This window comes from Formivibrio sp. oc-25 (assembly GCF_055810895.1).
Genome location: NZ_JBVVOL010000001.1, coordinates 172,393 through 195,468 on the forward strand (window position 1 = coordinate 172,393; position 23,076 = coordinate 195,468).

Here is a 23,076-nt window from a genome sequence, read left to right on the forward strand (position 1 = left end):
CGCCGGCCGTTGCCGCTCAGGGCAGGTCGGGAATGTTTCCCCCACGCGGCGCAATGGTGCCAATGCGTGTTTTGATCGAAGTTTCACCCTTGCCAAACAGTTGCGCGTAATGCGTGGCATTGGCCATCACGCGTTTGACATAGATGCGGGTTTCGTCGAACGGGATATTTTCGATGTAAATGGCGGCAGCCATGGCGGTTTCACCTTGCCAGGCACGTGCCCGGTTGGGTCCGGCGTTGTAACCGGCGCTGGCCAGCACCTGGCTGCTTGAGAGTTGTTTCCACACATCTGCCAGATAGCGGCTACCCAGTGCCACATTGACTTCGATATCAGTGACGCTGTCCGGGTTGAATTTCTTCCAGCCGAGCTTGCCTGCCACCCATTTGGCGGTAGCCGGCATCAGTTGCATCAGGCCGCTGGCGCCGACCCGTGATTTGATATCGGCCACAAAGCGGCTTTCCTGACGCATCAGACCGTAGACCCAGGCAGGTTCCAGGCCTTCGTTTTCGGCATATTTTTCAACCACATCCCGAAACGGGGCCAGATAGCGCAGGGCGAAATTATCCAGCTGCTGGCTGCGTTCGGCGGCGTAGATTGCGCGATCATACCAGCCTTGCTGGCGCGCATATTCGGCTGCGGCCAGCAGTAACTGGTCGTTTTGTCCTCGCAGTGCCCAGCCCCACTCCCGCGTGGCTTCCAGTCGCCAGTTCTGCTCGAACAGTGCTTGCGCCCGCCGGACTTCGGGCAGTCGTGCAATCTGGCGTATTTCATCTTCGCTGGGGCGGTATTGCACGCTGGCGGGTTCCAGCCGCGTGCCGAGTTCTTCGCGTGCAAGCAGGCCGTAGAAATCCTCTTCGTCTGCGACAGCAATGAATGCCTGGATGGCAGCCTGTGGCTGGCCGAGTTCGCGCAGCGCGTAGGCACGCCAGTAACGCCAGGCCGACAGCTCGCGCTCTGTTGCAGGCAGTGCTTCGATACGGCTCAGTACTTTGCCCCAGTCGCCGATGCGCAATGCGGCACGAATCGACCAGGCGCGATGTTCTTCCTCGCCAGCCTGATTATTGGCGAGCGCGAACCATGCGCTGGCTTGCGGCAGATGTTTCTTGGCGGCCCACAATGCAATCGTGCGCCAGGCCTGTTCCCGATTGTCCACCGGCCAGTCGGTCTGGCTGGTTTGCAAGAGGGCAGCCGCTTTTTCCGGGGAGGAGCGGGCGAGGCGGGTGATGGCAAACAGGGCTTTTTCCTGCTCGGCACGTGTTTGCTGGAGTCTGGGCCAGCCCGCTTCGGGCTGGGTTTGCAGGTTGGCAAGTTCGCGCAAGCTCAGCGCTTCGGCTTCGCTGGTCCGTTTGGCGATGGCCGCGGCCAGATCAACATTGTTGGCGGCAAGTGCCAGGCGGATGCGGGCCCAGGCATCGTCAGCCTGCAGCTGGTTTTGCGCGAACAGCGCATCGAATACCGGCGTGCAGGTTTCCGGTTGTGCCTTGCCGCTGAACCAGGCCGGGCGCGAGCTGGCCAGTGCCACTTCCACGTTCTGGTTGAGCGTGAGGGCTGCCTGGGCGTAGAGACAGCGTTGTTCGATCGATGGCGTACTGTATTTGCCGTATTCGGCCAGGTAGCCAGCCCAGTCCTGGCGGCGGCCAAGCTCGTTGAGCCATTCGCTGCGCACGCGATCGGCCAGGTGGGTATTGCCATAACGGCTTAGAAAGGATTGCACCTCGTTGCCGCCCACGGTTCTGATCTGGGCCGACAGCCAGTGGTAGTGGACATACACTTCCAGCACGTCGCCCCGGGCCGCTTCTTTCAGCTGGTTCAGTTTGGGCTGGTCGCGATTGCGGGCGGCGGTCAGCAGCGTATCGAGATCAACACGTGCGTGCGCTTGCACGGCAACGCAGGCCAGAAGGGTGCACAGGAGCTTTTTCATGGTGGCGGCAAGGTGTATCTGAGCAGGCAGGATAAACGAGCTATCAGGCGCTGTCATGCGGGGCGCAGGGCCGTGGCGCTTGTGCCGATTACCCCTGCGGCGCAAAAGGCAGTAAAATCTCTGGTTTCGTGTAACTGCGCATTTGCGTGCCGGCGTGCGGCATCTGCGCGCAACCGCGCCGGATGAATCCGGCGGAGATTGACCATATGCCTACCTTTCAGGAAGTTCTGCTTACTCTCCAGAATTACTGGGCCAAGCAAGGTTGCGCCTTGCTGCAGCCCTACGACATCGAAGTCGGAGCGGGTACTTTTCACACCGCCACCTTCTTGCGCGCACTCGGTCCCGAGCCCTGGAATGCCGCCTATGTGCAGCCATCGCGCCGCCCCAAGGATGGCCGCTATGGCGAGAACCCGAACCGCCTGCAGCACTATTACCAGTATCAGGTGGTGCTGAAACCGTCGCCCGACAATATCCAGGAACTCTACCTCGGCTCGCTCAAGGAGCTTGGTATTGATCCGACCGTGCATGACATCCGGTTTGTCGAGGATGACTGGGAATCGCCGACGCTGGGTGCCTGGGGCCTAGGATGGGAAGTCTGGCTCAATGGCATGGAAGTCACGCAATTCACCTATTTCCAGCAGGTGGGCGGCCTTGATTGCAAGCCGGTGCTGGGCGAAATTACTTACGGTGTCGAGCGCCTGGCCATGTATCTGCAAGGCGTGGAAAACGTCTATGACCTGACCTGGACCGTGTATCCGAACGGCCAGAAAGTGACCTACGGCGACATCTACCACCAGAATGAAGTCGAACAATCGACCTACAACTTCGAGCATTCCAATGTCGAACTGTTGTTCCGACTGTTCAACGATTTCGAAGGCGAAGCCAAGCGCCTGATGGAAGCCGGTCTGGCGCTGCCAGGCTTCGAGATGGTGATGAAGTGCTCGCACACTTTCAACCTGCTGGATGCGCGCGGGGCAATCTCGGTAACCGAGCGGGCAGCCTACATCGGCCGGGTGCGCGCGCTGGCACGCCAGGTGGCGCAGTCGTATTACGACAGCCGCGAAAAGCTCGGCTTCCCGATGTGCAAGGTGGAAGGCTGATTTCCGGAGGGAAGTCGATGCGAACACTGCTGTTGTTGATGCTCCTGCCTTTGCTGGCGGCCTGTGGCGACAAGATCGGTTATGAGTCCGGCAAACCGGCAGATCCCGCCCCGAAAAAGGGCGAATGGCGCCGCTACGGCACCATGCCGGATTTCGATGTGCTGGTGAACATGGATTCGATCTCGCGCAACAGCGCTTTCCCGGACGACAAGTATGTGTATGTCTGGATGGTGCAGAACTTCAATGCCGATCAGGTTGATGGCGTGTCCAAAGCCAAATATCGAAAGAAGTACATGCGCCAGGCCATCGAATGCCAGAGTGGCCGCATGGCGGGCGTGGCCGTGGAAATGACTGATGAAAACGACGCGGTCGTGGTGCGTTACGATGTGCCCGGCTATCAATGGGAATTCTCCTCGCCCGCGGAAAATACGTATGGCGCAGATTTCATGCGCCAGATCTGCAAGATTGAGGCGGACAAAGCTGCCGCCAACAAGAAATGAGACAAGCCGAAATGAATCCGACCCTGCTGATTGAACTGTTGACCGAAGAACTCCCGCCCAAGGCGCTGGTACGGCTTGGCGCGGCGTTTTCTGCTGGCATTTTTGATGAACTGGCCAAGCTGGGCTTTGTGGCCAAGGATGCTGAATATGCGAGCTTTGCCAGCCCGCGCCGCCTGGCTGTGTCGATTCCGGGTGTGATGGCGGTGCAGCCGGAGCAGCAGATCGAACGCAAGGGGCCTGCTGTTGCTGCCGGTTTCAAGGATGGCCAGCCAACACCGGCTTTGCTCGGTTTTGCCCGTTCCTGTGGCGTGGCAGCCGAACAGCTCGAAAAAGGTTCGGACGGCAAGCAGGAAGTTTTCATCTTCCGTTCCACCAAGCCGGGCGAGTCGCTGGTCAATGTGCTGTCCGGCATCATTGAAGCCGCGCTGAAAAAATTGCCGGCGCCGAAGATGATGCGCTGGGGCGATCGTGATGGCCAGTTCATCCGCCCGGTGCATCGCCTGACCGTTTTGCATGGCGCGGATGTCGTGGCTGCCCGTGTGCTGCATTTGGAGGCCGGCCGTACCACGCTCGGCCACCGCTTCCTGTCGCAAGGCGAGATCACGCTCGCCCACGCTGATGAATATGCCGGCAAGCTCTACGAACAGGGCCGGGTGGTGGCCAATTTTGCCGGTCGCCGTCATCTGATCGAGGAACAGCTGGCTGCTGCTGCCGAGGCGCAGAATGCGCGCATTGCCCCTTCGGAAGGTCTGCTGGATGAAGTGACTGCACTGGTCGAATGGCCGGTGGTTTATGTGGGCGAATTCAGTGCCGACTTCCTCAAGGTGCCGCAGGAATGCCTGATCCTTTCCATGCAGCAGCACCAGAAATATTTCCCGTTGCTGGATGAAGCCGGCAAGCTGTTGCCCAAGTTCCTGGTGGTATCCAATCTGGAAACCGCTGACCCGTCGCACATCATCCAGGGCAATGCCCGCGTGCTGCGTGCGCGTTTGAGCGATGCCAAGTTCTTCTTCGAACAGGATCAGAAAACACCGCTGGAAGGCCGCGTAGCCAAGCTGGGTCTCGTGGTTTACCACAACAAGATCGGTTCGCAATTGGAGCGTGTGCAGCGCCTGCAAAAACTGGCTGGTGAAATCGGCCCGGCGCTGGGTGCTGCCAAGGCCCTGGCCGAGCGTGCTGCTTTCCTGGCCAAGGCCGACCTGCTGACCGACATGGTGGGCGAATTCCCCGAGTTGCAGGGCATCATGGGCATGTACTATGCCCGCCACGATGGCGAGGCTGAAGAGGTGGCGGTGGCGATCGAAGGTCATTACCACCCGCGCTTTGCCGGCGATAGCCTGCCGGTGGGCCCGGTGGCGACAGCCGTGGCGCTGGCCGACAAGCTGGAAACCATCGTTGGTATCTACGGCATTGGCCTGATCCCGACTGGCGACAAGGATCCGTTTGCGCTGCGCCGTGCCGCGCTGGGCGTGCTGCGCATGCTGCTCGGCTTGCCGCTGGACCTGCATTCGCTGCTGATGGCCACTGCCGCCACTTTCCCGGCGGGCGTGATCAAGGAAGGGACGGTCGAGGGCGTGTTTGATTTCATGATCGAGCGCCTGAAAAACTATCTGGCGGCCGATTATCCGATGGCCGATATCGATGCCGTACTTTCACACCGGCCCAAGCGGCTGGATGACGTGCTGGTGCGTCTGTCGGCCGTGGCCGCGTTCAAGGCCTTGCCGGAAGCGACTGCGCTGGTCGCAGCGAACAAGCGTATCCGCAATATCCTGAAGAAGGTTGATGGTGCTATTCCCGCCATCGATACTGCACTGTTGGCCGAGGCGGCCGAGACTGCCTTGCATGTCCAGTACGTGCAGTTGGCGCCTCATGTGGAAAGCCTGCTCAAGTCGGGCGATTTCACCGGTGCGCTCAAGGCGCTGGCAGCTTTCAAGGCGCCAGTCGATGCCTTCTTCGATTCGGTGATGGTTATGGCTGATGACCTGGCAGTGCGCGGCAACCGCTTGGCGCTGCTGGCTGCGTTGGCTGATCTGATGAATCGCGTGGCAGAGCTCTCGCTGCTGGCTGAATAACGTTCCTGTCATGATGTGTGCCGGGCAGTTTCCGAGGTTTCGGAACTGTCCGGATGCTTTTCGTGCCGGACCTGGAGCATGACGATGAAATTGCTGGTGCTCGATCGCGATGGTGTGATCAACGAAGACAGTCCTGACTACATCAAGTCACCCGAGGAATGGCAGCCCATTACAGGCAGCCTGGAGGCCATCGCCGAATTATCGCGGGCGGGCTGGACCATTGTGGTGGCATCCAATCAGTCGGCGGTGGGGCGTGGCATGATCACGTTTGAAATGCTCAACCGCATTCATGCCAAGATGCATCGTGCCGTGGCCAATGCCGGCGGCCATATCAGCGCGGTTTTTTTCTGCCCGCACGCCCCGCAGGACGAGTGTGACTGCCGCAAGCCCAAGCCGGGCCTGCTGCGCGAAATTGCACGCCGTTACCGCATGAACACCATGCAACTGATCATGGTCGGGGATTCAAAGCGTGATCTGGAAGCCGTGGCGGTCGTCGATGGCTTGCCGATTCTGGTGCGCACCGGCAAAGGCCGCGAAACCGAGGCCAAGGGCGGCTTGCCGGCCAATACGCTGATTTTCAACAACCTGGCCGCCGTGGCGGCTTTCCTGCTGGCTCGCGAGGCCGACAAGGGTCAAACACCGCAATGATCTGGTTACGTTCCGTATTTTTCTGGTTGGCGATCATTCTGGTCACGCCGCTGTTTACCCTCGCAGGTATCCTGATTCGTCCACTGCCGCCCCTGTTCCGTTATGCGGTGATTTCGCGCTGGGCCAAATTCATGATTCCGTGGCTCAAGCTGACCTGCGGCCTGGGTTATCGCGTGATCGGCCAGGAAAACATCCCGCAAGGGCCGGCCATGATCATGTGCAAGCACCAGTCGGCCTGGGAGACCATGGCGCTGCAGGTGCTGTTCCCGCCGCAGGTCTGGGTGCTCAAGCGCGAGTTGCTCAAGTTGCCGTTCTTTGGTTGGGCGCTGGCAACCTTGTCGCCGATTGCAATTGATCGCAGTAACCGCGCCAGCGCACAGAAGCTGCTGATGGAGCAGGGCCGTGATCGTGTCGCCAAAGGTTTCTGGATCGTGATTTTCCCCGAAGGTACGCGCGTGGCGCCGGGCAAGCGCGGCCAGTACAAACATGGTGGCGCGCGCCTGGCCGTGGATGTCGGCATTCCTATCGTGCCGGTGGCACTCAATTCCGGCGAATTCTGGCCGCGCAATTCCTTCCTGAAATGGCCAGGAGAGATCACGGTAGTGATCGGCAAGCCAATCGAAACGGCTGGCCGCACCCCGCATGAGATCACGGCGGAAGTGGAAAGCTGGATCGAGGCAGAAATGGACAAGATCGAAGTACGCGGCCCGCATTACCCTCGCAACGCACAGTCATGATTTCACGCGCGCTGCGGCTGGATGAGCTGACGCTGGCGTATCGGCTCAAGCGCAGTGAGCGTCGCAGCATCGGGCTGAAAATTACCCGGGATGGCCTGGTTGTCACCTTGCCGCTGCGCTTGCCCGAGCGTGAGGCAGAGCGAGCCATCCGGCAAAAACTTCCATGGATTTTGAGCAAGCTCGCGCAACAGGCATCGCAACCTGCGCCGCAGGGATTGGCGCATGGCGCGCCTGTGCTTTGGCTGGGCGAGCACAAACGGCTGCAGGCTGGCAGTGCCCGCACGCGCCTGGACGGCGAGAACCTGTTTCTTGCCGCCAACGATGCACCGGATGCACTGACCTTGGCCCTGACGCGCTTCTACCAGCGCGCGGCGCGCATTCATTTCAGCGAGCGTGTGGCGCACTGGAGCGAACGCATGGCCTTGATCCCCCGTCGTCTGGCACTGTCGTCGGCACGCGGACGCTGGGGCAGTTGCTCGGCGGCAGGGGGATTGCGCCTGAACTGGCGCCTGATGCAGGCGCCAGCGGCCGTGATCGACTATGTGGTGATCCACGAGCTTGCGCATCTGGCCGAGCTCAATCACTCTTCGCGTTTCTGGGCCATTGTCGAAAAATATTGCCCGGATTGGCCTGTGCGGCGTGACTGGCTCAAGCAGCATGGCGAGCGCTTGATGGGCTGGTAGTCTCCCGCCCGGGCCTCGCCCTGCTATCATGTTCTGTGTTTCCCCAACCCGGATGATGTGATGGCTGGTTTATCCGAAAATACCCCCGTACCGACCGAGATTGCGCTGGATCAGACTGCGCGTGAGGTGAGTCTGAGCTATTCGGATGGCAAGCAGTTTGTCTTGCCGTGCGAGTATTTGCGTGTGTTCAGCCCGTCCGCCGAAGTGCGCGGCCATGGCCCGGGCCAGGAGGTGCTGCAGGTCGGCAAGCGCAATGTCAATGTTTTGGCTATCGAGCCGGTCGGCCACTATGCGGTTCGCCTGGTCTTCAGTGATGGCCACGATTCGGGCATCTATTCCTGGGATTATCTCTACGAACTTGGCCGCCAGCAGTCGCATAACTGGCAGGATTATCTGGCGCGATTGCAGGCCGCAGGCGCTTCGCGCGAAGCAAGGAAGGCATCATGAGCGATTCAACCACCCATTTTGGATTCAAGACCGTCAAGGAAGGCGAAAAGGCGCAGAAGGTTGCGGATGTTTTCCATTCCGTGGCGCAAAAATACGATGTGATGAATGACCTGATGTCGGCAGGCCTGCATCGCATCTGGAAGTTTTTTACGATTGAAATCAGCGGCGTGCGCCCGGGCAATCGCGTGCTGGATATTGCCGGCGGAACCGGCGATCTTTCGCGCGCCTTTTCGGAAAAGGTCGGGCCTGGCGGTGAAGTCTGGCTGACGGACATCAACAGTTCGATGCTGAGCGTGGGGCGCGATCGCCTGCTCGACGAGGGGCGGGTTTTGCCGGTGGCGCAGTGCGATGCGGAAAAACTGCCATTCCCCGACAATTATTTCGATATCGTTTCGGTGGCGTTTGGCTTGCGCAACATGACGCACAAGGATCTGGCGCTCAAGGAAATGCAGCGTGTGCTCAAGCCGGGCGGGCGTTTGCTGGTGCTGGAATTTTCCAAGGTCTGGGCGCCGCTCAAGCCGGCCTATGACCTGTATTCGTTCAAGGTGCTGCCCTTCATGGGCAAGCTGGTGACCGATGATGCCGAATCCTACCAGTACCTGGCTGAATCGATCCGCATGCACCCGGATCAGGAAACCTTGAAGCAGATGATGGGCGATGCCGGATTCAGCCGCGTTGAATATTTCAACCTGAGTGCCGGCGTTGTGGCGCTGCACAAGGGCGTCAAGCTGTGATGCTCGCCGTGCTGCTCAATCGTGCCTTGGCCCATTCGCCACAGGCACGTGCGGCTTTGGCGCAAATGGCCGGCCGCAATGTCCGCATTGAAACGCCGCTGTTCAAGGCTACACTGGTGCTGACCGATGATGGCCGGCTTGGTGAAACGGTTGCACCGCCGGAGGCCACCCTGCAGCTGCCGCTGGCCTTTTTTGCCTTGCGTGCCAATGACCCCGCTGCCGCGGCACGCCGGATCATATTGCATGGCGATGACGAGCTTGGCGGCAAGGTCGGACATGCGCTCGCGGATCTGAACTGGGATGCGGAAGAAGAGTTGTCGACCTGGCTGGGGGATGCCGTAGCGCACCGCCTGGTTCGCCTGGCTGGCAAGGCGGGCAGCATTCCTGCGGCCTTGAGTGGCCGCCTGCTACAGAGCTATGCCGAATACTGGCGGGATGAGGCATTGCTATTGCCAAGGCAGGAGGAAGTTGAACGCTGGCTGGTACAGGTCGATGGCTTGCGCGATGACATTGCCCGGCTGGAAAAGCGACTGGCACGCTTGGAGTAACCCATCCGGAAAATACATTTCCTGCAAACTGATCTGACCAATTGCCGCCATGAGATCAATCTGGCGGCATTTTTTTACCCGATTGAAGTGTTTCTTGAGGTGGATTGTCGATAATAGTGGGATTTTTCTCGAGAATACATGCTTATTTGTAATTGTATTGGTCTGACAACATTACCTAGATTCTGGCTTGCCATTGGCGCTGTAAACTCCTACAGTGCAAGGCAGTGCGCGGACTATGGCTGATTTCCCTCCCCGGTGGTTGTAGTTCGCGCCCTTTAAAACAAGGCGAAGAAGAGGAGTTTGATCGATGAAACGCAGAAATCTGCTGCTTGGCATGCTTGCAACTGCAATTGGCCTGACCGCTGTGCCGACTCTGGCCGAAACGGGATTTCCCAGCAAGCCGATTACCGTAATTTGCCCATGGGCTCCGGGTGGTGGTACCGATGTGCTGTTGCGTGCCTTGGCCAAGGAAGCCGAAAAATTCCTGGGCCAGACGGTGACGGTCGTCAACCAGACTGGCGGTGCCGGTGCCATTGGCCACAACGCCATCCGTGCAGCCAAGCCGGACGGGTACACCGTCGGCATGATTACCTTCGAACTTAACTCTCTGCCGCCACAAGGCCTGATCCCGTTTGATTACAAGGCATTTGATCCGCTGATGCGGGTGAATGCCGATCCTGCCGCACTGACTGTCAAAAAGGATGCGCCCTACAACACGGTGAAGGAGTTCGTGGAATACGCCAAGGCACATCCGGGCGAAATTACCATTGGCAACTCGGCTCCCGGCTCGGTCTGGCATATTGCCGCTGGTCTGGTGGCTGACAAGACCGGTATCCAGGTCAAGCATGTGCCGTTCGATGGCGCTGCGCCAGCGGTAACCGCGCTGGTAGGTGGTCACCTGAAGGCGGTTGCGGTATCGATTCCGGAAGTCCGGGCACAGGTGCAGGCCGGAAATCTCAAGGTTCTGGGCGTGATGGACAGCAAGCGCGATGAAATCTTCCCGAATGTGCCGACCTTCAAGGAGCAGGGCGTGGATGTGCAGTTCCATACCTGGCGTGGCCTGGGCGTGCCCAAGGGTGTACCGGCTGACGTGAAGGCCAAGCTGGCCGATTCCTTCAAGAAGGCGATGGAAACACCGGAATTCCAGGATTTCCTGAAGAAGACTTCGCTCAACCCGGCCTATCTGGGTGCCGATGACTTCGGCAAATTTCTGGCACAGAACTACGCCGATGTTTCCGCTGTAATGAAGAGTATCGGTCTGGCCAAGAAGTAAGCCTTAAGCCGACAAACGATGAGGCAAGTCAGTGGCTTGCCTCATCGTGTTTTCGCAGAACAATTTCTCAGAGCTTGTTCACGATCATGGCTTCGCAGCAAGATCGTGAACAGGTTCTCAGTAGCCAAACCAACAACATGCAAAGCAGGGGGAATCGTGAAGATCGCAGATTTGATCGGCGGAGGGTTGGGCATTGCCCTGGGTGCCTACGTCATTTATGAGGGTAGCAACATGCCTGAGGACCATATCATGAAGATTGGTCCGGCATTCTTCCCTGAATTGTTGGCCACGGGCCTGATCATTTTCAGTGGCATCCTGATCATCTATGCCTTGCTGGGCAAAAGCAAGGGTGCGGCCGAGCCGATTCGCCTGCGCGATCAAGGCATACAACGCGCGCTGGTTTCACTGCTTGCCATCATTCTGTATACCGCACTGCTCGATCCCTTGGGTTACCCGATCGGCACCCTTTTGCTCGTGGCGGGCATCATGCTGCTGCTCGGTAAACGCCAGCCTTTGCTCGTTCTTGGCACTTCGCTCGGCACGACGTTCGGGGTATGGCTGGTCTTTGCCAAATTGCTCAAGCTTTCCATGCCAATGGGTGTATTGAGTGCCTGGCTGTAATCGCGCATGCCGCATAGACATTTTCAGGAAGCTTGAATCATGGATTACGGATTGTTTCTGCACAGTTTTGGCAATGTTCTGTTCGACTGGCATGTGATGCTGGCAGTATTCATGGGCGTGACGGGCGGAATCACAATTGGTGCCCTGCCGGGCTTGACCGCCACCATGGGTGTGGCGCTTCTGGTGCCGTTTACGTTTGGACGGCCGCCGATCGAGAGTCTGGCCATGCTGCTCGGGATTTATTGCGGCGGCATGTATGGCGGGTCGATTTCGGCGATTCTTTTGCGTACTCCCGGAACCCCGGCTGCTGCAGCTACTGTGCTGGAAGGCTACCCGATGGGGCAGCGTGGTGAGGCCGGGCGTGCGCTTGCCATGGCGCTGTTTGCCTCGTTTTGTGGCGGCATGATCGGCGCGCTGATCATGACTTTCCTGTCGCCGTTCGTGGCAGGTGTCGCACTGGAATTCAGCTATGTCGAATACTTTGCCCTGGCCCTGTTTGGGCTGTCGGTGATCATTTCGATCTCTGGTACTTCCATCGTCAAGGGCATCATGTCCGGATTCTTCGGACTTTTGCTGGCCACGATCGGCATGGACCCGATTTCCGGATTTCCGCGTTTTATTTTCGGCCAGATGGATCTGATGGAAGGTCCTTCATTCATTCCGACCCTGATCGGTCTGTTTGCGGTGGCGGAGTTGTTTTCCAATATCGAAAAGATGGGGGTGACCGAGCGTATCAAGGCAAAAATCGGCCAGTATTTTCCAAGCTGGGCTGATATCAAGACTTCTCTGCCCAATATCATCAAGTCCAGCCTGATCGGTACCGGTGTCGGTGCGGTGCCGGGTGCGGGTGGGGATATCGCAGCTTTCGTTTCCTATGCCGAGGCCAAGCGTTCATCCAGGCATCCGGAAAAATTCGGTACCGGGCTGGTGGAAGGGGTGGCTGCGACCGAATCCTCTAATAACGCCTGTTCCGGCGGTGCGATGATTCCGCTGCTGTCGCTGGGGGTTCCTGGCGATGCGGTGACGGCGGTACTGCTGGGCGCGTTCGTGATCCAGGGATTGCAGCCCGGCCCATTGTTGTACAAGGAGCATCTGGATGTTGTGTACAACGTATTTGCCTCAATGATCATCGCCAATATCGCGATGCTGATCGTCGGCGCTGTGGGCGTACGATTCTTTGCCCGTATCATCGGCGTGCAGAAGGAAATCCTGATCCCGATCATTTTCGTGTTGTCGCTGGTGGGCTCGTATGCCATGCGCCAAAACGTGTTTGACGTGTATCTGACCATCGGCTTTGGCGTGATCGGCTATCTGATGCAGCGCTATCACTATCCGCTCTCGCCGATCCTGCTGGCGCTGATTCTGGGGCCGATGGCGGAATCCAATCTGCGCCGCTCCATGGTGGTTTCCGGCGGCGATTGGCATATCCTGTTCAGCCGGCCGATTGCGGTGGGCCTGATGCTGCTGGGCGTGGCTTTCCTGATCGCTTCGGTATGGAACCACAAGCGCATAGAAAAGCGGCTGACTGAGGCGAAGCTGACCGATGCCGAAGGTGCGCCGGAATAGATTGTGGAGTCGTGATTCTCCAATCATGCAAGGGCTGACGTTCGTCGGCCCTTTGCTTTTTTAGTCGAATGCAATCAGTCAGGCCTTGTCGTAAGGTGAAAGAGTAAGGTTTGGTCGTCGGGTCGGCCGGGAGGTTATCGTGCTGCAATTCCCGAGCTTGCTGGAGCTGGCTCATCCGCCGGTTCCCAGTCTGGATGTCAGTGATACGCTGGCCGATGCCAGTGCGCTGCTCACGCAGACGCATGTGGAGCGGCTGGTTGTACTTGATGGGCAAAAGCCCGTCGGGATTTTGACGTCCTCAAACATGCTGAATGCCTGGCAGCAGGGGATGGATCCGACCATGCGCGTTGGTCAGCTTGGCCTGCTTGCGCTGCCGGCATTGCCTGCCGGAGCGGACTGGCAGGCAGCATTGCATTGTCTGGTTGAATCCTCGCAGGGCATCTTGCTGGTCACCGATGCCAACGGTTTGGCGCAAGGCATTCTGACTGAAGAAGATTTTTGCCGGCGTCTGGGAATCCGGCATCTGGTGGGTGCGCGCATGATCTTGCAGGCCCTGCATGATGCCGAGCTCAAGTTCAATGCCGTATTCGATTCGTCGCTGATCTTCCTGGGCATGCTCGATCCGGATGGCCGTGTGCTGGATGCCAATCAGGCTGCCTTGAATGTGATCGGGGCCACGCTTGCGGATGTGCAGGGGCATTATTTCTGGGAGACCCTGTGGTGGCAGCATGATGCGGCGCTGCAAGCCCAAATCCGTGAAGCCGTCATGCTGGCACAGCAGGGGCTGGCCAGCGGTTTTCCGGCTACGCATCTTGCCGTTTGCGGGGAAATGCTGGAGGTGGATTTTACGCTGCGTCCAGTCCGAGATCAGGCGGGCGAGGTGCGCTACCTGCTGCCGGAATGGCTCGATATTTCCGATCGTTGCCGGATAGAGGGTTCCTTGCAGAATTGCCAGGGACATTACCGGACTTTGCTCAATGCCACGTCGGTCGGCGTGCTGGAAATGGATGCTCGCGGGCGTTGTGTCTATACCAATCACAAATTCACCGACATCGCCGGCATCGGGGCGAGCGACGCACTCGATGACGGCTGGTGGCACCATATTCATCCGGATGATCTGGCCAAGGTGCGGCAGGCCCGTTCCCAGTCATTGTCTTATGGCGTGGTGAGTTCGGTGGAATACCGCTACGTCTGGCCGGATGGCAAACAGGTGTGGACCATCAGCCAGATCGCGCCGATGCGTTTGCCCGGTGGCGGCATCAGTGGCCTGCTCATGACGCTGATCGACACGACCGAACGCAAGGAGCTGGAAACCCGCCTGCGCCTGGCCGCTTCCATTTTTGAAGCATGCAGCGAAGGTATTCTGGTGGTGGATGCGCAGAACCGCATCATTTCCGTCAATCCGGCTTTTACGGCCTTGCTGGGTTATGAAGCCGAAGATGTGATTGGCCACGATCCGAGCGAACTGGGCTCGGCCCGCAATGCACCATCGCTGTATCGCTCACTCTGGCAGGCGGTGGAAGAATATGGCCACTGGGAGGGCGAGATCTGGAACTGCTGCAAGGATGGCCAGGAAATCGCGTTGTGGATGACGGTGAATACCCTGCGCAATCACAAAGGCGAAGTACAGTGGCGATTTGCACTGTTTTCCGACATCACCGAGCGCAAGCGCTCCGACGAGCTGATCTGGCGCCAGGCCAATTACGACATGCTGACCGGCTTGCCCAACCGACGCCTGTTCCGCGATCGTTTGCAGCATGAAATCAAGAAGGCTGCGCGTGCTGGACAGAACTTGGCGCTGTTCTTTATCGATCTCGATCACTTCAAGGAAGTCAACGATGCCTTTGGCCATGATTGTGGTGATCAGCTGCTGATCGAGGCCGGTGAGCGTATCCGCAGCTGCCTGCGTGAAACCGATACGGTTGCCCGTCTGGGCGGAGACGAATTCACGGCGATCCTGGCGGACATGCGCGACCGCGAACGTGCCGTGAGCGTGGCTATGGCCATTACCCGCATTCTGGCCATGCCGTTCATGATTGAAGGACAGGATACTTTCATCTCTGCCAGTGTCGGTATCGCGTTCTATCCGCAGGATGCCGAAAATGACTTGCTGCTGCTCAAGCAGGCCGATCGGGCCATGTATGCAGCCAAGGCCAAAGGGCGTAACTGCTACAGCATGGTTGCGGATTGAGATGTCATCGTATGCCGGCGCCCACGTCCGGCCGAAAGTTGCGATAATCGGGGCATCTCGTCATTTTCCCTCGTCATGCATATCTTCCGTCTGTTCAAGATTCTGCGCGTAGTGGCCCAGTATGGTCTGGATGAATTCCTGCTGGGTCATGAACGCTTCCGGATCGTGCGCCCGCTGGTACGCGCACTCATGTGCTGGCGCCGGTTGCAGGCGCCGCGTGCGCAGCGCTTGCGCCTGGCGCTGGAGGCGCTGGGGCCGATCTTCGTGAAGTTCGGGCAGGTGCTCTCGACCCGGCGCGACTTGTTGCCGCAGGATCTGGCCGATGAGCTGGCCAAGTTGCAGGATCGTGTACCGCCGTTTCCGGCTGACGTTGCTGTGGCCGTGATCGAAAAACAACTGCATCGCCCGATCGGGGAATTGTTTGCCCGCTTCGAGCGCGAACCGGTTGCCTCTGCTTCGGTGGCGCAGGTGCATTACGCCGAGTTGCATAATGGCCGGCGTGTGGCGGTCAAGGTGTTGCGCCCGGACATCCTGCCGGTGATCGAGAGCGATCTGGCCTTGCTGCGCATCCTGGCCGTATGGGTGGAAAAACTGTTTGCCGATGGCCGCCGCCTGCGGCCGCGCGAAGTCGTGGCCGAATTCGACAAATACCTGCATGACGAACTTGATCTGATGTTCGAGGCTGCCAATGCCTCGCAATTGCGCCGCAATTTTGCCGGCTCAGACATTCTGCTCGTGCCCGAGGTGTTCTACGATTACTGCGCACGCGAAGTGCTGGTGCTGGAGTGGATGGAAGGGCTGCCGGTCAGCCAGGTCGAGGCGCTGCGATCTGCCGGGGTGGATTTGCCGCAGCTCGCCAAAAATGGCGTCGAGATATTCTTTACCCAGGTTTTCCAGCATGGTTTCTTTCATGCCGACATGCATCCGGGCAATATTTTCGTGACGCCACAGGGGCAATACATCGCGCTGGATTTCGGCATCGTCGGTACGCTGTCCGAGTTCGACAAACAGTATCTCGCCATCAATTTCCTCGCGTTCTTCAATCGCGATTACCTGCGCGTGGCTACGGCACACATCGAATGCGGCTGGGTGCCGGCCGATACCCGCCCCGAAGCGCTGGCCTCGGCCGTGCGCACCGTGTGCGAACCCTTTTTCAACAAGCCACTGGCGCAGATTTCGTTTGGCATGGTGCTGATGCGCTTGTTTGATGTCTCGCGCCGCTTCAATGTTGAAATCCAGCCGCAGCTGGTGTTGCTGCAAAAGACCCTGCTCAATATCGAAGGGCTGGGGCGCCAGCTTGATCCCGAACTCGATCTGTGGCAAACCGCCAAGCCGTTTCTCGAGCGCTGGATGAACGAGCAGATAGGCTGGCGCGGGGTATTGAAAAACCTGCAGCGCGAAGCGCCGCAATGGGCTGCCATGCTGCCGAGCCTGCCACGACGCCTCAATGAGCTGATCAATCGTGATCCACTGCCGATTCTGCTCAGGGGCTATGAAGGATTGTTGCGTGAGCAGAAACGGCGCAATGCCTGGCTCGGGCTGATTGCCGGGCTGCTGGCGCTGATGGCATTGCTGTTGTGGTGAGCTGCGTAACAAATAACTGGTAGAAGAGGGTCAAACGAGAGCAATTCTTGGTTAGAATCAAAGGGTTTTCCCCAATAAATAACACATACATACACTGCGGAACCGACATGGCTGATTTCGACTCACTGGCTGATACCGACCTGCCGCTGCAGCAGGATATTGAATTGCTGGCGCAATTGCTGGCCAACACCATTCGTGAACAAGCCGGCAATGCCACGGCCGAGCAGATCGAATCGATTCGCGCGCTGGCGCTGTCCTATGTGCAGGGCGAAGCCCATGCCGGTGCCGAGCTTGCGCAATCGCTCTCCGCACTGGATGTACCGACTGCCATCGCCGTGGTACGTGCATTCAGTTATTTCTCGCATTTGTCGAACATCGCTGAAGACATGCATCACAACCGCCGGCATCGCATCCTGCGCATGAATGAAGGCGCGCCGCAGGTTGGCAGCATCGAGGCGGCCATCGCCGATCTGACCGCGCGGGGGGTGAGTGCGCGCGACATGCTCGACTTGCTGAGTGAAACCCTGATCGCACCGGTGTTGACCGCGCATCCGACTGAAGTCAAACGCAAGACCATGCTGGACTGGAACCGCGAGGTATCCGAGTTGCTGATCGAACGCGATCGCACGCGCATGACGCCGGAAGAGAAGGCTGAAAACCAGGCCGCCTTGGAATGTGCGCTGCAGGCGTTGTGGCAAACGCGTGAAATCCGCGTTTCCAAGCTGACCGTGCGCGATGAAATCGAAAATGGCGTGGCGTATTTCCGCAAGACCTTCCTGCCGGAATTGCCGCGTCTGTGCATCGATCTGGAAGATCGCATCTCGACCATGATGGATTCAGACATCGTGTTACCGGATTTCATTCAGGTGGGCAGCTGGATCGGTGGCGATCGCGATGGCAATCCGTTCGTGACCGCCGATGTGTTGCGGCACGCGGTATCGCGCCAGGCTGGCGTGGTGCTGGATTATTACTATCAGCAGTGTTTGAAGCTGGAAAACGAACTGTCGATGTCGGTGCGCCTCGTCCAGGTGGACCAATCGCTGATGCGCTTGGCGGAACAGGCCCCGCGCGATGCGGATCTGGAGCGCCGGATCGAAGAGCCCTATCGCCTGGCCGTGAGCGCAGTGCGGGTGCGCATCTTTGCGACCGCAGTGAAGATCGGTACCTACCATCATCGCTTGCATCAGGAATTCGACGTGGCGCCGTATGCCAATGCGCGTGAGTTGTCCGATGATCTGGCGATCATCGCCCAGTCGCTCAAGGCGCATGGTGCGGAAAAGCTGGCCAATGGCCGTTTGCGCCAGTTGCAGCGTGCAGTCAGCATCTTTGGCTTCCATATGGCGCCGGTGGATATGCGCCAGTATTCGGGCATGCACGAGAAGATCATCGCCGAGCTGTTCGACAAGGCTGGCCTGGAAGACTACATGGCGCTGGACGAGGCTTCGCGCCGTATCGTGCTGCTGCGCGAGTTGGTCAGCCCACGGCCCCTGTTCTGCCCGGATCTGAACTACAGCGAGGAGACCCGCAAGGAACTCGATATCTTCCGCGCCGCACGCGAAATCCAGGATCGCTATGGCGATGCCGTGCTGCCGAACTACATCATTTCCAACTGCAATTCGGTGTCCGATCTGCTCGAAGTGGCGGTGCTGATGAATGAAGTCGGGCTGGTGCAGATCACGCCGCAGCCGCGCAGCCGCATCAATATCATCCCGCTGTTCGAAACCATCGGCGACTTGCGCGGTTGCGGCAAGATCATGACCGAGCTGTTCGCCCTGCCGCAGTGGCGCCAGATGCTGGCCTGCCGCGACAAGGTGCAGGAGGTGATGCTCGGCTATTCGGATTCGAACAAGGATGGCGGGTACCTGACCTCCAACTGGGAGCTGTACAAGGCGGAAATGACGCTGGTGCAGATTTTCGAGGAAGCAGGTATCAAGATGCGCCTGTTCCATGGTCGCGGCGGCACGGTCGGTCGCGGTGGCGGCCCGGCCTATGATGCGATTCTGGCGCAGCCGGCCGGTACCGTGAATGGCCAGATCCGTATCACCGAACAGGGCGAGGTGATCGCATCCAAATACGCCGACCGCGAAGTTGGGCGGCGCAACCTGGAAATCCTGGTTGCCGCCACGCTGGAGGCGAGCTTCCCGTCCGAGGAAGTGAAATCGCTCGATACGCCGGAACGCCACGCGCTGCTGGAGCAGTTGTCGTTGCGTGCTTATCAGGCCTATCGTGATCTGGTTTATGCCACCCCGGATTTCATTACCTATTTCCGCGAAGCCACCCCGATCAACGAGATTCCCAATCTCAACATCGGCTCGCGTCCGTCTGCGCGCAAGAGCACCAATTCGATCGCCGACCTGCGTGCGATTCCCTGGGTATTTTCCTGGTCGCAGTGTCGCCTGATGTTGCCGGGCTGGTTTGGCTTCGGCACCGCGATCAGCGAATACCTGGAACAATCCGGCGAGGATGGGCTGGCCACCCTGCGCGAGTTCTATCGCGAATGGCCGTTCTTCCGTTCGACCATTTCGAACATGGAAATGGTGCTGGCCAAGTCGGATATCGAGATCGCAAGGCGCTATGCCGATCTGGTGCAGGATCAGTCGGTGGCGAACCGCATCTTCGGCCGCATCCGTCAGGAATGGCAAAAGACCCAGGATGCTGTGCTGGCGATTACCGGCAATCCTTCGCTCCTGGCGGATAACCCGGTCCTGCAGCGCGCACTGATCAACCGCTTGCCGTATCTGGATACGCTCAACAACCTGCAGGTGGATCTGCTCAAGCGTCTGCGGGCTGGCGATGCCAGCGAAGAAGTGCAGCATGCGGTGCATCTGACCATCAATGGGGTGGCAGCCGGACTGCGCAACAGCGGTTGATCCGGTCGATACATGGCGCTGATCAATAACAAACGGGCAGCCTGAGGCTGCCCGTTTTTCTGGAATGGCAAACCCTGCGTGCAATGCAAGGTCTTCCTGTAGGGGGAAATCAGGATTCAGGTGATTCGGATTCCATGTCTTCCGGCGCGATGACTTCGGAAACCAGTACCTTGTCCACGCGTTTGCCGTCCATATCGACAACTTCAAAACGCCAGCCCTGCCACTCGGCATGATCGCTCGTTTGCGGCAGGCGTCCCAACAGCAGCATCATCATGCCGCTCAGCGTATGGTAACGCCCCTTGTCTTCTTCGGGCACGCTGTCGAGTTTGAGCAAGTCTTTCAGTTCCGGTACCGGAATCAGGCCATCCAGCAGCCAGGATTTGTCTTCCCGCTGGATTGCCCAGGCATCTTCCTGATTGGTCGGGGTGAATTCGCCGGTCAGCACTTCCAGAACGTCCTGCAGGGTGGCCAGGCCAAGCACTTCGCCGTATTCGTCCACCACAAACACCATTTCCACGCTGGAAGCGCGAATCTGTTCGAGCAATTCCATGCCGGTCAGGGTTTCCGGTACGAATACTGCTGGCTTGATCTGGGCTGCAAGATCGACGGCCGTGCCTTTCAGTACCTGCTGCAAGATGTCCTTGGTGCTGAGAATGCCAAGAATATTGGTAAGCCCGCCGCGACAGACCGGAAAACGGTTGTAGGAGGCTTCCATGACCCGTGCCAGATTGTTTTCCAGCGGTTCGTCCAGATCGATGTAGACCATTTCCGAACGCGGAATCATCAGCGAAGCGATTTGCCGGTCATCCAGGCGAAACACATTGCGCACCATGGCGTGTTCCTGCTCTTCGATCACGCCGGCTTCCGAACCTTCTTCCAGCATTGCGTGGATTTCGTCCTCGGTGACGCTGGGCTCGGTGCTGGCACGAATGCCCAGCAGGCGCAGGATGCTTGCGGTGGAAAATACCAGCAGGAACACGAACGGGCGCGAAATCAGCGAGAGCATCTGCACCGGCTTGGATACCATGCGCGCAATGGTTTCGGGGTACATCTGGCCAATGCGTTTGGGTACCAGTTCTCCCAGCACAATCGAGAAGAACGTCACAAAGCAGACAACCAATCCGGTTGCAAGCAAGTCGGTGACGGTTTCGGTCAGGCCTATCCCGCTCAACCAGGCTGCAACAATTGGAGCAAGCGCGGCTTCACCGAAGATACCGCTCAGGATTGCGATGGAAGTAATGCCAACCTGGATGGTGGAGAGAAAGCTGGTGGGGTCTTCTCCCAGCTTGATTGCGGCAGCGGCGGCTGCGTCGCCATTTTCGGCGAGTTTGGCAAGGCGGACTTTTCGGGCCGTGACCAGCGCAATTTCAGACATCGCAAACAGTCCATTGAGCAGGATCAGGCCCAGCAGTATCGGAATTTCCATTTGACAGTAATAGAGTACGAAAAGTGCATGATAACCTAGTCTCGTACAATCTGCCTGTACCGGGTAGTGTGCAAAAGACCTGCACTACCAACAGGATCGATGGGCAAAGCCTTGAATAGGATGGTGATATGCAACGGTGGCTGGGATGTTTATGTCTGATGCTGGCATGTATCCGCCCGCTGCAAGCCGCGATTCCTTCGCATTTTTCCGACCGGATGGAAGCCGCGCTGATGTGTCGGGTGGAATGGTCTGCGGTGTACTGGCGCAGTTATTTTTCGACCTATCTGGGCCCGGCGTTGCGTACCTGGGGCGAGGCCGAGTGGTACAAGGCCGAAGGGGCCGAACTGGCCGGTAACCAGATCAAGGAAGCATTTACCAGCCTGCCGGAATCGACCGCACTCATGGTCGGGGTGCTGATCGAGGCACCTGTCGACGATGTGCGTAAAAAAATCGAGACCCGGCAGGGCGTAACCTTTACCGAGCTGGCCGGCCCCTATCCGCGTTTTCTATCGAAAAGCGGCAGTGTGCTGGTTGGTCTGGGCGATCCGCAGAAACCACAGACCAAGTGGTACTGTGCCCGCTGGAATCTGGGCAATCGCCCCTGATTCCGAATGAAGCCATACCAGCCGGGCCGCCATATGGAGGATAATGGCACCTCTCTTGCCTCCGTACTGACTTCACATGCCGTCCCTGGAAACCAATGTCGAATTGCAGCCTTTCAATACCCTCGGGCTGCCGGCACGCGCCAGCCATCTGGCACGCATCCGAAACGAGGATGAATTACATGCCTTGCTGACAGACCCCACCCTGGTGCATTTGCCGCGACGGGTGCTGGGCGGTGGCAGCAATCTCTGGCTGGAGGATGACCTGCAGGCGCTGGTGCTCAAGGTGGAGATTCCAGGCAAGCAGCTTGTGCGCGAGGATGCCGATGCCTGGTATGTCGCGGCAGGGGCGGGTGAGGATTGGCATGGCTTGGTCATGTGGACACTGGCAAACGGCTGGGGAGGGCTGGAAAATCTTGCCCTGATTCCGGGTACTGCCGGCGCGGCACCGGTACAGAATATCGGCGCTTATGGCGTGGAAGCCAAGGATTGCCTGTTCGAGTTGCGCGCCATGCATCTGCAAACCGGGCAATTGCGCGTGTTTGCCAATGCCGAGTGCCGTTTTGCCTATCGCGACAGCATTTTCAAGCGTAAAGAAGCGGGCAAATGGTTGATCACCGAAGTGATATTTCGCTTGCCCAAGCGCTGGCAGCCCAATATCGCCTATGGCGAAATCGCGCGCGAGCTTGCTGCACAGGCATTGCCGACCACGCCCGCTGCCATTGCGCAGGTGATATGCGAAATACGTCAGCGCAAATTGCCTGACCCGGCTGTACTGGGCAATGCCGGCAGTTTCTTTCATAACCCGATCGTGGATAGCGCTACGCGCGCGCGCCTGTTGCAGGATGATCCGGCACTGGTGTCCTATCCTCAGCCCGACGGCCGCTTCAAGCTGGCAGCCGGCTGGCTGATCGAACAGGCCGGCTGGAAAGGAAGGCGGCTGGGGCCGGTCGGCATGTATGAAAAACAGGCACTGGTGCTGGTCAATCACGGCGGGGCGACCGGGCAGGATGTGCAACGCCTGGCCGAAGCCGTGCGCGCGGATGTCAAAACCAGGTTCGGCGTCGAGCTTGTCGCCGAGCCGGTACGTTGGTAAGAACCTGTTCACGATCTTGCTGCGAAGTCGTGATCGGGGATCATGCGCTGCTCAAAACAACCAAAAGGTGCTTCCTTCGGGGCGTCCTCATGTACTGCTTGTACATTCCGGTTTTTGCGCTGCTCTTCACCCCGCTGACGGCTTCTCGCGACAGATCGTGAGCAGGTTCTAGGCTCTGTTGACGTTTGATTGTTTTTTACGCAAGCCCGCCAACTTGCCGGGGCGAGAAGCTAAGCGCCAGCAATACTGGTGTATGCGAGCATTGGCGACAACGCATCCGGCAAGATTGGCGGACTTGCCCTTCGGGCGGCTGGGTCTTTTGCTCCATTACGGCGTTATTTCCCACTTGCGGTACCCGTACCGCGGCCTGGGAAATGCCTTGTACTGGAGCAAAATACCCCAGCCGCGTAAAAATTAATCAAACGTCAACAGAGCCTAAGATGGTTGAAATATGGAG

19 protein-coding genes are annotated in these 23,076 nt (G+C 58.6%); 17 read left to right on the forward strand and 2 right to left on the reverse strand.

What is annotated here, in order from left to right; translation table 11 throughout:
• Window positions 1–16: 16 nt before the first annotated feature.
• Window positions 17–1,921, reverse strand: coding sequence for a transglycosylase SLT domain-containing protein (locus AC0KVQ_RS00950; RefSeq protein ID WP_473419222.1), 1,905 nt, complete (start codon window positions 1,919–1,921; stop codon window positions 17–19).
• Between the two features lie 206 nt (window positions 1,922–2,127).
• On the opposite strand from AC0KVQ_RS00950, the gene glyQ reads away from it, so the two are divergent.
• The 15 genes from glyQ (at window position 2,128) to ppc (ending at window position 19,495) form a co-directional block, all read left to right on the forward strand.
• Entirely contained in the window at window positions 2,128–3,021 is an 894-nt protein-coding gene (gene glyQ, locus AC0KVQ_RS00955; RefSeq protein ID WP_473419223.1) for a glycine--tRNA ligase subunit alpha, read from the forward strand.
• A 17-nt stretch (window positions 3,022–3,038) separates the two neighbouring features.
• On the forward strand, window positions 3,039–3,521 hold the full coding sequence (locus AC0KVQ_RS00960) for a surface-adhesin E family protein (RefSeq protein ID WP_473419224.1): 483 nt from the start codon (window positions 3,039–3,041) through the stop codon (window positions 3,519–3,521).
• Between the two features lie 11 nt (window positions 3,522–3,532).
• Window positions 3,533–5,593 (forward strand): glycine--tRNA ligase subunit beta, encoded by a 2,061-nt coding sequence (glyS, locus tag AC0KVQ_RS00965; protein ID WP_473419225.1) that lies wholly within the window; start codon window positions 3,533–3,535, stop codon window positions 5,591–5,593.
• Window positions 5,594–5,677: 84 nt separating this feature from the next.
• Window positions 5,678–6,241 carry a D-glycero-beta-D-manno-heptose 1,7-bisphosphate 7-phosphatase gene (gmhB, locus tag AC0KVQ_RS00970; protein WP_473419316.1) on the forward strand — a complete coding sequence of 188 codons (564 nt, stop codon included), beginning with the start codon at window positions 5,678–5,680 and terminating at the stop codon, window positions 6,239–6,241.
• The gene (locus AC0KVQ_RS00975; RefSeq protein ID WP_473419226.1) at window positions 6,238–6,978 is read left to right on the forward strand and encodes a lysophospholipid acyltransferase family protein; all 741 of its coding nucleotides are present in this window, start codon (window positions 6,238–6,240) and stop codon (window positions 6,976–6,978) included. Before gmhB ends, AC0KVQ_RS00975 begins: the two co-directional genes overlap by 4 nt.
• Entirely contained in the window at window positions 6,975–7,661 is a 687-nt protein-coding gene (locus tag AC0KVQ_RS00980) for a M48 family metallopeptidase (RefSeq protein ID WP_473419227.1), read from the forward strand. The genes AC0KVQ_RS00975 and AC0KVQ_RS00980 overlap by 4 nt, the downstream gene beginning before the upstream one ends.
• A 60-nt stretch (window positions 7,662–7,721) precedes the next feature.
• Complete coding sequence (locus AC0KVQ_RS00985) at window positions 7,722–8,108, forward strand: gamma-butyrobetaine hydroxylase family protein (protein ID WP_473419228.1); 387 nt, start codon at window positions 7,722–7,724, stop codon at window positions 8,106–8,108.
• Window positions 8,105–8,842: a bifunctional demethylmenaquinone methyltransferase/2-methoxy-6-polyprenyl-1,4-benzoquinol methylase UbiE gene (ubiE, locus tag AC0KVQ_RS00990; protein WP_473419229.1), complete on the forward strand. Its 738-nt coding sequence runs from the start codon at window positions 8,105–8,107 to the stop codon at window positions 8,840–8,842. The genes AC0KVQ_RS00985 and ubiE overlap by 4 nt, the downstream gene beginning before the upstream one ends.
• Complete coding sequence (locus AC0KVQ_RS00995) at window positions 8,839–9,390, forward strand: ubiquinone biosynthesis accessory factor UbiJ (protein ID WP_473419230.1); 552 nt, start codon at window positions 8,839–8,841, stop codon at window positions 9,388–9,390. The genes ubiE and AC0KVQ_RS00995 overlap by 4 nt, the downstream gene beginning before the upstream one ends.
• 307 nt (window positions 9,391–9,697) lie before the next feature.
• Complete coding sequence (locus AC0KVQ_RS01000) at window positions 9,698–10,663, forward strand: Bug family tripartite tricarboxylate transporter substrate binding protein (RefSeq protein ID WP_473419231.1); 966 nt, start codon at window positions 9,698–9,700, stop codon at window positions 10,661–10,663.
• A gap of 156 nt (window positions 10,664–10,819) precedes the next feature.
• Window positions 10,820–11,284, forward strand: coding sequence for a tripartite tricarboxylate transporter TctB family protein (locus tag AC0KVQ_RS01005; protein WP_473419232.1), 465 nt, complete (start codon window positions 10,820–10,822; stop codon window positions 11,282–11,284).
• A gap of 39 nt (window positions 11,285–11,323) precedes the next feature.
• On the forward strand, window positions 11,324–12,850 hold the full coding sequence (locus AC0KVQ_RS01010) for a tripartite tricarboxylate transporter permease (protein ID WP_473419233.1): 1,527 nt from the start codon (window positions 11,324–11,326) through the stop codon (window positions 12,848–12,850).
• Between the two features lie 139 nt (window positions 12,851–12,989).
• Window positions 12,990–15,041 carry a diguanylate cyclase domain-containing protein gene (locus tag AC0KVQ_RS01015; RefSeq protein WP_473419234.1) on the forward strand — a complete coding sequence of 684 codons (2,052 nt, stop codon included), beginning with the start codon at window positions 12,990–12,992 and terminating at the stop codon, window positions 15,039–15,041.
• A gap of 75 nt (window positions 15,042–15,116) precedes the next feature.
• A complete protein-coding gene (gene ubiB, locus AC0KVQ_RS01020; RefSeq protein ID WP_473419235.1) occupies window positions 15,117–16,625 on the forward strand; it encodes a ubiquinone biosynthesis regulatory protein kinase UbiB in 1,509 nt (502 codons plus the stop codon).
• Window positions 16,626–16,732: 107 nt separating this feature from the next.
• Complete coding sequence (gene ppc, locus AC0KVQ_RS01025; RefSeq protein WP_473419236.1) at window positions 16,733–19,495, forward strand: phosphoenolpyruvate carboxylase; 2,763 nt, start codon at window positions 16,733–16,735, stop codon at window positions 19,493–19,495.
• A 109-nt stretch (window positions 19,496–19,604) separates the two neighbouring features.
• Here the strand turns inward: ppc and AC0KVQ_RS01030 are convergent, their stop codons facing one another.
• Window positions 19,605–20,921 carry a hemolysin family protein gene (locus tag AC0KVQ_RS01030; RefSeq protein ID WP_473419237.1) on the reverse strand — a complete coding sequence of 439 codons (1,317 nt, stop codon included), beginning with the start codon at window positions 20,919–20,921 and terminating at the stop codon, window positions 19,605–19,607.
• Window positions 20,922–21,049: 128 nt separating this feature from the next.
• On the opposite strand from AC0KVQ_RS01030, the gene AC0KVQ_RS01035 reads away from it, so the two are divergent.
• Together AC0KVQ_RS01035 and murB are read left to right on the forward strand one after the other, a co-directional pair.
• Window positions 21,050–21,526 (forward strand): hypothetical protein, encoded by a 477-nt coding sequence (locus tag AC0KVQ_RS01035; protein ID WP_473419238.1) that lies wholly within the window; start codon window positions 21,050–21,052, stop codon window positions 21,524–21,526.
• A 76-nt stretch (window positions 21,527–21,602) separates the two neighbouring features.
• Window positions 21,603–22,619 (forward strand): UDP-N-acetylmuramate dehydrogenase, encoded by a 1,017-nt coding sequence (gene murB / locus AC0KVQ_RS01040; RefSeq protein ID WP_473419239.1) that lies wholly within the window; start codon window positions 21,603–21,605, stop codon window positions 22,617–22,619.
• Window positions 22,620–23,076 lie beyond the last annotated feature (457 nt).